Genomic DNA, 12,814 nt, shown 5'->3' on the forward strand with positions numbered 1-12,814 from the left:
AGTGGGAAAATGATAACTGAACAACTGACCATTTCATTAAATAATCCTATCATGTCCAACCATAAGGTATATGGACAAGCGTTATTACCCGGCCTTGCTTATATAGATTTGATCTACCAAGTATTCCAAGAACATGGTTATGCATATCAAGAGCTTGAATTGAAAAACCTGACCATTTATTACCCTTTGATCGCAGATGAATCATATGACATTGCGCTGACCATTCACGTGTCTGAAAGCAAGAAAGGGACATGGTCCATCATCATCGACGGACAAAAACAGCATGGCGAGTTGCTATCGGACAAAAAACAATATGTGACAGCTGACATGTATCGTAAAGAGCGGACTGCTTTTGCGGAAACAATAGACCTTAATCAGTGGAAACGTACAGCTAACAGGATCCTGAATTTGGATGAAATATATGAACAATGCCGCTCTCAACAATTAGTGCATACCGGCATGATGAAGGCGGAAGGGCAGATTTTTGAAACCAAGGAAGGTGCTTTGATTGATTTAGCAGTCGGACAGGAAGCGCTGCTTCATTCTGAAGCGTTTCTGTTTCATCCGACTCTCATTGACGGCAGCGGCATAAGTTCAAGCTGCCTGCTCTCAGATCAAACGATGTATTTGCCGTTGTGTTATGAATCGTTTTCAGCTTCAGAACGATTGCAAAAAGGATGTACAGCGCGGATCCTCTCTTCATCTTTGCGCCAGAAGAAAGAACTCACTTATATGACGATTGAATATTTTAATTCATCAGGACAAAAAGTAGCCGAGCTAAAACAGTTTGCAGGCAAGTCTGTAAGGGATACGGCAGCCTTTCATTCTGCAAAAGAAATTCAAGAAGAAAGACAAGCTGTCTTACAGAATCCCGGCCGGGACTATACCGCAATTGAAACGTATTTGCGTCAATTGCTTGCTGAACAGCTTGATAGGCCTGCAGAACAGATGGATATCCACGCCGGATACTATGAGCTTGGGCTGGATTCACCATCCTTGCTTAATGTGGTTCAGGAGATAGGGGCTAAGATAGGAGCAGATCTCTCTCCAACGCTGCTGTTTGAATATACAACAATTGCAGAACTAGCTTCGCATCTTTCTGATCACTATTCAATGGGAGAGGCGGACGATGCAGTCCGCCAGTCTCCTGCTCCAATGCGGGATTCTTCAGCCGTCTCTCCCACTTCACCCAAGATTGGGGAGGATATTGCGATTATCGGAATGGCTGGACGTTACCCTAAGGCAAAAAACATACAGGAATTTTGGGAACATCTTAAGGCAGGTACCGACTGCATCACAGAGATCCCCAACTCACGCTGGGAATGGAAGGAAAACAACGGGCTGGATTCACCTTCAGGCAAGCCAATGTCGAAATGGGGCGGGTTTATCGAGGATGCTGATTGCTTTGATCCTCAATTTTTCAGGATCTCACCACGTGAAGCGGAAACCATGGACCCTCAGGAACGCTTATTTTTAGAGACGTGCTGGGAAGCTATTGAAGATGCGGGATATACACCAGAAACAATTTCTTCACGGCAGGGGGAAAATAATAGGCAGCATGTCGGCGTATTTGCAGGTGTTATGCATAAAGACTACTCCCTTATAGGAGCGGAGGCTCTATCAGAGCACAATCCATTTCCTTTATCGCTCAATTATGCGCAAATTGCCAACAGGGTCTCTTACTATTGTAATTTCCACGGCCCAAGCATGGCGGTGGACACGGTCTGCTCTTCCTCATTAACTGCGGTTCATCTTGCTATAGAGAGCATCCGGAATGGAGAATGCGAGGCCGCGCTTGCCGGAGGCGTCAATTTGTCACTGCATCCGGCTAAATATATCAGCTACGGCAGTGTGGGGATGCATTCGAGTGACGGCTATTGCCATACATTCGGCAAAGGCGGGGATGGCTACGTATCTGGAGAAGGTGTCGGAACAGTATTGTTAAAGCCGCTCCGAAAAGCTGAACAGGACGGCGACCGGATCTATGCTGTTATCAAAGGCAGTGCCATTAATCATGTAGGAAAAGTAAGCGGAATTACAGTTCCAAGCCCGGTCGCTCAAGCTGATGTTATCGAAGCATGTTTGGAGAAAACAGGAATTGATCCACGCACCATCAGCTATGTTGAAGCCCATGGCACTGGCACCTCATTAGGGGATCCGATTGAAATACAAGGATTGGTGAAGGCTTTAAGCCGCAATACACAAGACAAGCAATTCTGCTCAATCGGTTCTGTGAAATCAAATATTGGCCATGCCGAATCTGCAGCAGGCATCAGCGGCTTAACTAAGACTGTCCTGCAGCTGCATCATAAAACATTGGTACCGTCATTGCATTCTGAAGAGCTAAATCCGTATTTACAGCTCGATCAAACCCCGTTTTTTGTCCAGCATGAAACGAAAAAATGGGAGCAGCCTTCATTGACAGAAAACGGCATGGACGTCACATATCCCCGCCGCGCCGGTTTAAGTTCGTTTGGCGCTTCAGGATCAAATGCACATCTTATTTTGGAGGAATATATTCCGGCAGAGAGCCATTCAGAGCCGGTTTTAGCGGAAAATGAAGAAGTAATGATTCCATTGTCTGCGAGAAACAAAGACAGGCTGCAGGCTTACGCTCTTAAACTCCTTGATTTTCTTAGCGAGGACGTCAATCTTGTAGCGTTAGCTTATACATTACAAACAGGCCGGATGGAAATGGAGGAACGGGCAGCCTTCATCGTAAAGGACATAAAGGATTTAACGGCTAAACTTCGGGCGTTTGCAAATGGTGAAGAAGAGATCGACGGCTGCTGGTCCGGACAAGCCAAGGAGAATCAGGAGGCCATCGGGCCAACATCAACAGACAGCGAATTGAAGAAAATGGCTGAATCATGGGTTCAAGGAAATCGGATTATCTGGGACGAGCTGTACGGCGATCGCAAGCCGATTAAAATCAGTGTTCCGACCTATCCGTTTGCCAAGGAACGCTACTGGATACCGGCCCCTGAAACAAAAACGTGCACTGTAGATCATACCTTACATCCGCTGGTGCACCGCAATACGTCAGACTTCACTGAGCAGCGCTTTAGCTCAATTTTTACAGGCAAGGAATTTTTCCTATCTGATCATGTTGTGCAGGGGCAGAAAACCCTGCCAGGCGTTGCCTACTTAGAAATGGCAAGGGAAGCAGCAGAAAAAGCTGCAGGTGATTTGGAAGGTGAACAAAGAGTTGTGTCGCTTAAGGACATCGTCTGGATTCGTCCTTTCACGATAGGAAGTGAACCACAAGAAATACATATTGGCCTCTATCCTGAGGATAATGGGGACATTTCTTTTGACATTTATAGCAATTCAGAAAATAAAGAAGAAACCCCGATAATACACAGTCAAGGACGTGCGGTCATTTCAGCTGAAGCGGCCATTCCTGATGTAGACCTTGCATCAATCCAGGCAGCATGCAGTCTGGATACAGTGATGTCAGAACAATGCTATACGGTGTTTCGAAAGATTGGGCTTGACTATGGCGAGGGTTATCAAGGGATTGAAAAAGTGCTTGTCGGACAAGATCATTTGCTTGCCAAAATCTCTTTGCCCGATTCTCTAAAAGACGGCAAGCAGCATTTTATGCTTCACCCGAGTTTGATGGATTCTGCCTTCCATGCCACAGTCGGTTTTATCGTCAGCTCAGTTAATGCTGACATACAAGCTCATCAGCTGTCTCTCCCGTTTGCATTGCAGGAGCTAGACATTTTCAGCCCATGTCCAGAGGAGATATGGTCTTATATTCGATACAGCCCAGACAGCAAAGCAGAGGACAAAGTCAGAAAGTATGATATTGATTTATGCGATGAGAACGGGAACGTTTGTGTTCGAATGAAGGGCGCTTCGATGCGGGCACTTGATAGAGAGCAGCTGACCAAGCCTCAAACAGCAGCTGATTCTTCGCTGACAGGGCATACGATGATGATCCCTGTCTGGGAATCGGTTTCTCCAAATAAGGAGAGCGATGTCTCATTTATCGGTACGCGTGCTGTTTTATGCGGTGGTACAGAAGGTGAACGGGCGTTAATAAAGCAGTATCATCCTCAGGTTTCCTTTATCGATATCCGGTCTGCAGATGACATTGATGCAATAGCAGATAAACTGCAAGCGTGCGGCAACATTGACCATGTATTGTGGATTGCTCCGTCATACTCGGAGAATATGTTTAGTGAGGGACAAGAAAAGGCTGTTCTTCTGGCATTTAAGCTTGTGAAGGCATGTCTTCAATTAGGCTATGGTGAGAATCAGCTAGAATGGTCTCTTGTGACCGTCCAAGCGCAGCCGGTTACGCAACATGAAACTATCCATCCAGCTCATGCAAGCATTCATGGACTCGCCGGCACAATTGCAAAGGAATATCCAAATTGGAAAATCCGTCTTCTTGATCTCGAAGAAGGCTGCACATGGCCAGTAAAACAAATGTTTACGCTCCCTGCTGATCGCCTCGGCCACACTTGGGCCTATCGGAATCAGCAATGGCATCAGCAGCAATTGATCCCATACCGCCATTCACCGTCAGATGACACGCTATATCGAAAAGGCGGAGTGTATGTGGTCATCGGAGGTGCCGGGTACATCGGGGAGGCATGGAGCGAGTACATGATCCGCCGTTATCAGGCGCAAATTGTTTGGATTGGACGCAGTCAGATCAATGATGTCATCCAGGCAAAAGTAGACCGTCTTTCCGCGCTTGGCCCTGAACCTTACTATATTGCTACCGATGCAGCGGATATGCATTCATTGCAGCAGGCTTATGATCAAGTGAAAAAGCGTCATCCTCATATTCATGGGATCGTTCACTCTGCAATGGTTTTATCTGAACAAAGCCTGGAAAAAATGACGGTGGAAGAGTTTAAATCCGGACTGACGGCCAAGGTGGATGTCAGTGTCCGTATGGCCCAAGTATTTCAATATGAACGTTTGGATTTTGTTCTATTCTTCTCTTCGCTTGTAGCTCATATCAAAAACGTAAAGCAAAGCCATTATGCCTCTGGCTGCGCATTTGCAGATGCATTTGCTCACCAGCTTTCCCAAAGCTGGGCTTGTCCTGTAAAAGTCATGAACTGGGGATATTGGGGAAACAGTGAAGCGGCCGAGGATGAACAGTATGTACAGCTTATGAATCAAATTGGCCTAGGCTTAATTGAGCCTGCGGAAGGCATGAAGGCGCTGGAAGCACTGCTTTCTGGGCCAGTCAGCCAAACGGCTTTCATTCATACGACAAAACCTGTAGCAGTCGAAGGCGTGAATCAGAATGAATTCATCACCCTTTATCCCGAGCACCCGTCAGCAGACACTGAAAGCCTGAAGGAACGATTGCCGAAAACAGGACAAGTACAAAGAGTTACACATGAAGAGCTGGACGATCTTCTTTACAGGCTGTTATTAGGCCAGCTTCAAACGGCCGGGCTGTTTGATGGTCATAGATTATCAGTTGAACGCCTTCAACAATACAAGACTCGCGAATTTTATGAAAAATGGCTTCAGCAAAGCAGTGAATTCCTTCTGCAGCATGATTACCTTGAGAAAGATGGAGATTCATTGATAAGGAAGGATCAAGCAGAGGATATCGGGCTGCTTTGGCAAGAATGGAATGCGAAAAGAGAAAAATGGCTCAAAGACAGCGATACAAAGGCGATGGTTGTATTAGCAGAAACCATGCTGAAAGCATTACCGGATATTTTGACAGGGGAAGTGCCTGCCACAGATATCATGTTCCCGCATTCCTCAATGGAATTGGTGGAAGGCATTTATAAGCATAACCAAGTGGCAGACTATTTTAATAAAGTGCTTGCCGATACATTAATCGCTTATCTGGATGAACGGCTGACACACGATCCTGAGGCATCGATTCGCATTCTGGAAATAGGCGCGGGCACAGGCGGTACGAGTGCCGGAATCTTTCAAAAACTGAAACCCTATCAAAACCATATCAAAGAATACTGTTATACAGATCTGTCTAAAGCATTTTTGCTGCATGCAGAAAAGGAATATGGGGCGGAGAATCCGTACCTGACGTATCAGCTTTTTGACGTGGAAAAACCGATTGACCAGCAGGAAATCGAGGCTGGCGGCTATGATGTCGTCATTGCCGCTAATGTCCTTCATGCGACAAAAAATATCCGTCAAACCCTGCGGCATACAAAAGCAGTGATGAAAAACAACGGAATGCTGCTGCTGAATGAAATGGCGGGAAACAGCCTGTTCCCTCACATCACCTTTGGTCTCCTGGAAGGATGGTGGCTGTACGAAGATCCTGCAGTACGGATTCCTGGCTGCCCAGGATTATATCCCGATAACTGGAAAGAGGCACTAGAAAGTGAAGGCTTTGAATCTGTATTCTTCCCGGCCGAAGCGGACCATGATCTCAGTCACCAGATTGTCGGAGCGTCAAGCAACGGGCTGGTTCGCCGTATAATGATGAAAAATGTGATCCTGCCAGAGAAGGATGTGTCTCCAGCGTCTGATAAGGAGCCAGCCTATATACAAACCATAGATTCGGAGAAAGCCGGACAATCAAATCATACTCTCCTCAGAGAAAAAAGCACAGAATATATGAAAAAACTAATCGGAGAAACATTGAAAATCCCTGCAAGCAAGATTGAGTCATCTGAACCGCTTGAAAAGTACGGGATTGATTCTATCGTTGTTGTCCAGCTGACAAATACCTTGCGTAAAGAATTCGACCATGTAAGCAGTACTTTATTTTTCGAGTACCAGACCATTGACGCATTAGTGGAGCATCTAATCCAAACAAAAACAGAAGCGCTGATGAAACTGACAGGTCTTGACCGTCAAGTTCAACAACAGACACCGGTCACAAGCAAGAATGAATCTTCACAGAAGTCTGGACATGCGGCTAAAGGAAAGAGGCGCTATCGCAAGCCTGGCTTCAGCAGGGAGAAAGAAACGCCAGCACACGCTATTGCCAGCCGTGACGTTGCCATTATCGGCATTTCCGGACGTTATCCTCAGGCAGAAACAGCAGAAGACTTTTGGAACAACCTAAAAGAAGGAAGAAATTGTATTGAGGAAATCCCGAAAGAACGCTGGGATTGGAAAACCTATTACGATAAAGAAAAAGGAAAGGAAGGGTCGATTTATACGAAATGGGGCGGATTTATCAAGGATATGGACAAGTTTGATCCATTATTCTTTCAAATTTCTCCGCTCGAAGCAGAAAGAATGGACCCTCAGGAGCGATTATTTCTGCAAACCGCTTATGCAAGCATTGAAGATGCGGGATACACACCTAACACGCTCTGTACAAGCAGAAAAATCGGTGTATTTGCCGGAGTCATGAACAAAAATTATCCGACCGGCTACGGTTATTGGTCAATCGCAAATAGAATATCTTATTTGCTGAATTTCCAAGGCCCGAGCCTTGCAGTCGATACTGCCTGCTCATCTTCTCTGACAGCGATTCATTTAGCGCTGGAAAGCATTTATAGCGGATCGAGCGATTGCGCCATTGCCGGCGGTGTCAATTTAGTTGTCGACCCGGTCCATTATCAGAACTTATCTGTCATGAATATGCTCTCTGCAAGTGATACTTGTAAATCATTCGGCGATGACGCAGATGGATTTGTCGATGGAGAAGGCGTAGGAGCCATTGTGTTAAAACCATTGCAGCAAGCTATAGCAGACGGCGACCATATTTACGGGGTGATAAAGGCCAGTGCGATTAACAGCGGAGGGAAAACAAATGGATATACCGTTCCTAATCCTCATGCACAGGCACAGCTGATTAAAGAAGCGATTGAGCGCGCCAACATTCCTGCTCGAACTATCAGTTATTTGGAGGCTCACGGAACAGGCACCGCATTAGGAGATCCGATTGAGATCGCGGGATTAACAAAAGCATTTGAGGAAGATACGCAAGAGAAACAGTTTTGCGCGATCGGCTCCAGCAAATCAAATATCGGCCATTGTGAAAGTGCAGCCGGAATTGCAGGACTGACAAAAATACTTTTTCAGTTTAAATACGGCCAAATTGCCCCATCTTTGCATTCTGAGCGATTGAATCCAAACATTGAATTCAGCCATACTCCGTTTGTCGTTCAGCAGCATCTTGGTGAATGGAAACGCCCGGTGATTGACGGGCAGGAGGTGCCGAGACGTGCCGGATTGAGCAGTTTTGGCGCCGGAGGATCCAATGCCCATATGATCCTGGAAGAATATATTCCGAGAACAGAAGCGCAAACTCCTGAATCTTATCCCCCTGCGCTGATTGTGCTGTCAGCGAAAAACAGGGAACGTCTTCAAGAAAGAGCGGAGCAGCTGCTTACAGCCATTCACGAAAAAAGGTACAGCGAAACAGATTTGATCAGGATCGCCTATACCTTGCAAACAGGCCGTGAAGCAATGGAGGAACGGCTGGGCTTTATAGCGGAATCATTAGAGGATCTTAGGAGAAAGCTGAACGATTTTATCGAAAACAAAGCAGACAGCCTGTACTTGGATCGCATCGATGATAACAAAAAAGCATTAGCGGTCTTATCGGCAGATGAAGATACAGAAAAAATCATAGAGGCATGGATGAGCAAAGGGAAATACACGAAACTGCTGGATCTTTGGGTGAAAGGCTTGTCTTTTGACTGGTGTAAGCTGTACGGAACCATTACGCCTGTCCGGATCAGTCTTCCGGCATATCCATTTGCAAAAGAACGTTATTGGGCACCAGGCCAGGCAAAGGTCCCAGCGCCTATAGAACAGCATCATGAACAGCAAACAGAAGAACATTTTGAGGTTATGACTTTTCAAGAGGTGTGGAAAGAAGAACCGGCAACTCTCACATCGAAACGCTTCAAAACGCTCATTTGTTTTCTGACGGATAGAGAAAAGCAAAACGCTTTCGCTGCATCTGTGAAAAATGTTGATCAAGACACCAAGGTCATTTTTATTTCGCAGGGCGAGTTGTACAGCAAACAGTCCCAGTTCAGCTATCAGATTGTACGGGAGGAACCCGTCACTTTTGAAAAAGCCTTCCAGAGCATTCAGGAGGAACATGGAGAGCCAGATGCAATCCTCTATATGTGGCCTGCAGAAGACGCGAGCTGTATAAAGGAACATTCCTGTATTGTCTATCTATTACAAGGGATGACCGCAGCAAGGCTTCATCCTTCGCGGCTGCTGCTGGCAGGACGTTTTGAAAATGGTCTTGACCAGAGCTATCTGGAATCATGGATTGGCTTTGAACGTTCACTCGGGCTTGTCCTTCCACACACAAAAGTGACTGGGATCTTTCAGCCGGCAGATCAAGAATTGATGGATGATTGGGCGAGTAAAATCTGGACGGAATTACAGGCTTCAACGGAACAAACCGTTTTGTATCAGAATGGGAAACGATGTGTATGCCACATTGAACAGACAACGATACAACCGAACAACAGTAAATTGAAGTCTGGCGGTACCTACCTGATTACAGGCGGTTTAGGAGGGCTTGGTTATTTATTCGCCAAGCATTTGGCTAGACACTATGCCGCAAACCTGATTTTGACAGGGCGGTCGCCTTTCAATGACGAAAAGCAAAAGAAAATAAAAGAATTAAAGGATCTAGGCGGCGAAGCCATGTATGCAGAGGCAGATGTTTCAGATCCTATCGCGATGGGAGACTGCGTAAAAAGAGGGAAAGATCGATTCGGTACCATCAATGGTGTTATTCATGCAGCCGGAATCGAAAGCGATTCTGCAATTTTTGACAAAGAGATCGAAAGCTTCCAGCGCATCATTGAACCAAAAATCAACGGTACGATAGCGCTTGATGAATGGCTTAAAAATGAAACTCTTGATTTTATTTGTTATTTTTCTTCATCTTCCGCGATTTTAGGAGATTTTGGCTGTTGTGATTATGCGATTGGGAATCGGTTCCAAATGGCTTATGCACAATATAGAAACGAGCTTGATAGCGGCAAAACGTTTGTCATCAACTGGCCTGTATGGAAGGATGGCGGAATGAAGATCGGTGATGAAGAAACAACCGATATGTACCTGAAATCAAGCGGCCAGCGTTTCTTAGAAGCCGATGAAGGCATCCGTATGTTTGAACACATTCTGTCTCAGCAGGATGCTCAGCATCTCGTGATTGCCGGTCAATCCAGCCGGGTCAGCCGCTTTTTAGGAATGACTAAACCAGCTATTCCGGAACCGGTCATTCAAGCTCCTGCGGCGCAAGAAAAAAGGGAAGAGATAAAAACGTTAAGCGTAGAAAAACGTTTAGAACATGATCTGAAAGAGCATATTCACGCATTGCTTAAAATCTCGAAGGACAAGCTGAATTTGAATAAAAATTGGGCCGACTTCGGATTTGATTCGATCTATTTGGCTAAATTCTCGAATGTATTATCAAAGCATTTCAACATTGAAGTGACACCGGCTTTATTTTTTGGCTATTCAACTTTACAAGAATTGATCCGCTTCTTCTTAACGGATCACAAAGAGCTGATCGAAGCATTTTACCGGGATGATGCATCTGAGGCACAAAAGCCTTCTGAAGCTGATGCTCCGGTTTCTGTAGAACCAGAAACCAATAAAAAAAGCGTCCGGCCGTCTCACGCTGAGCCAATCGCCATTATCGGCATGAGCGGCAGGTTTCCTCAAGCTGATTCGGTTCATGAGCTATGGGACAATCTGAAAAACGGGAAAGATTGTATCTCTGAGATTCCGAAAGAACGCTCGGACTGGGGGAGAGCTAACAGAGATCCAGAAAAAGCAGTGCCGAGATGGGGTGCATTTTTGAAGGAAATAGACCGGTTCGATCCACTGTTTTTTCAAATATCGCCTAAAGAAGCTGAAAGCATGGACCCGCGCCAGCGCATCTTTCTAGAGGAAGCATGGCATACATTTGAAGACGCTGGCTATATGGGACATCGGATAAAAGGAAAATCCTGTGGTGTTTACGTAGGTGTGGAAGAAGGGGAATATGCGCATTTAACCGGAGATACGGATTACATTAACGGAACACAAAACGCCACATTAGCTGCGCGAATCGCATACGCATTAGATTTAAAAGGGCCTAATATGGCGTTGACAGCAGCATGTTCATCTGGACTTGTGGCGATTCATCAAGCGTGTTCAGCCCTGCGTCAAGGAGATTGCGAAATGGCTTTAGCTGGCGGCGTCAGCCTGAATATTTCTCAAATGTCTTTTGAAGCACTGACAAGAGCCGAAATGCTTTCTCCGAATGGACAATGCAAAGTGTTTGACCAGGATGCCAATGGTCTGGTGCCAGGAGAAGCAGTAGCTGCTGTTCTCCTGAAACCATTATCAAAGGCAATTGAAGATAAAGATCATATTTATGGCTGCATAAAGGCCAGCGGTGTGAATTACGATGGCAAAACCAATGGCATTACTGCACCAAATCCTTTCAGCCAGGCGGAATTGATCGAAAACATTTATGAAAAAAATGAAATCAACCCGCTCGATATTCAATATGTGATGGCACACAGTACCGGCTCAAATCTTGGAGATCCGCTTGAGGTCCAAGCATTAACGAGCGTATTCAGCAAATATACGAAGCAGAAGCAATTCTGCATGATGAGCTCGATTAAACCTTTAATCGGGCACACATTTGCAGCATCAGGGGTGGTTGCTTTAATCAGTATGCTGATGGCAATGAAAAATCAGACGATTCCGGCTACTCATCATTGTGAATCGGACAACCCGTATATTCAGTTTAAAGAAAGCCCGTTTGTGCTATGCAAAGAGAACCGTCCATGGCTCAGGAAAAATCAGAAGCCGAGGATGGGAACCATCAGTACGACAGGGATCAGCGGCACCAATGCGCATGCAGTCATTGAAGAATACATCCCGGATGAGCAGCCGATCACGCAACGGCATAAAGAATCAGATGAAATCCAGCAGGCCATCGTGCTTTCAGCCCAAAATGACGACCGGCTACAGGATGCTGTCAACCGCATGATTATGTATCTTGAGCAGAATCAAAACCTTTCTTTATCTGATGTTGCATATACACTTCAGGCGGGAAGAAAAGCCATGGAAGCAAGGCTCGCGATTGTTGTGAACAATCAGGAGCAATTGGTGCGAAAATTGAAGGAATATGCGGAAGCGATGAAGAATGGTGGGGTATCAGGCCAACAGGCATCCCTTTATACAGGACATACGGAAGGGATGTTAGAAGAACAAGATGAAGCGTTACTGCAAGCACTCGCAAAAGAAAGAAATTTGGAAAACATTGCAGAATGTTGGGTCAAAGGATATCAGATTCCTTGGGAACTCCTTCATGAAGGCGCTGACGTTCGGATGGTTCCTTTACCTGGTTATCCGTTTGCAAGGGAGCGGTATTGGGTTTCGTCAGGCAATCATCAAGAGGCCGCTAATCCCCATAAACAAGACATGAAAAAAGAGGTTGACGAGCCTAATGGAGAAAAACACATACAAAGGATCATTGTTCAATTTTTAGCACGAGAGTTGGGCATATCTGAGGATCGCATCAATTTCAAAAGAAACTTTTTGGATTATGGGATGGATTCAATTCTTGGCCGAAAACTGATGCGTCATATCGAAAAAACCACCCAGATGAAAATGGCCGGCCGGGAAATCCTTGAATGTCAGACGGTTCAATCTCTATCTGCTCATTTGGCATTGAAAGCGGAAAGACACAATCAAAGCGCGGCAGCACATCAAACAAAGGGCACGTATTCAGACGAGCAAATCATCGGATTGATGCAAGAGGTGGCGCAAGGAAAATTGGATTTTAAGAGTGTGCAAAACATCATAGAAGGGAGTAAATCGTATGAATCATAAAGAAATTCTCGATGCCTTCAGATCAGGA

1 protein-coding gene is annotated in these 12,814 nt (G+C 45.6%); it reads left to right on the plus strand.

From position 1 onward, the window contains the following. Positions 1–9 precede the first annotated feature (9 nt). Positions 10–12,786: a type I polyketide synthase gene (locus AC4CV5_RS09760; RefSeq protein WP_490922643.1), complete on the plus strand. Its 12,777-nt coding sequence runs from the start codon at positions 10–12 to the stop codon at positions 12,784–12,786. Positions 12,787–12,814 lie beyond the last annotated feature (28 nt).

The organism is Bacillus sp. NS1 (genome assembly GCF_058248265.1).

Bases quoted from the DNA above. Each gene is read 5' to 3' on its own strand.
- AC4CV5_RS09760 (WP_490922643.1), top strand. From the start codon at position 10: ATGATAACTGAACAACTGACCATTTCATTAAATAATCCTATCATGTCC.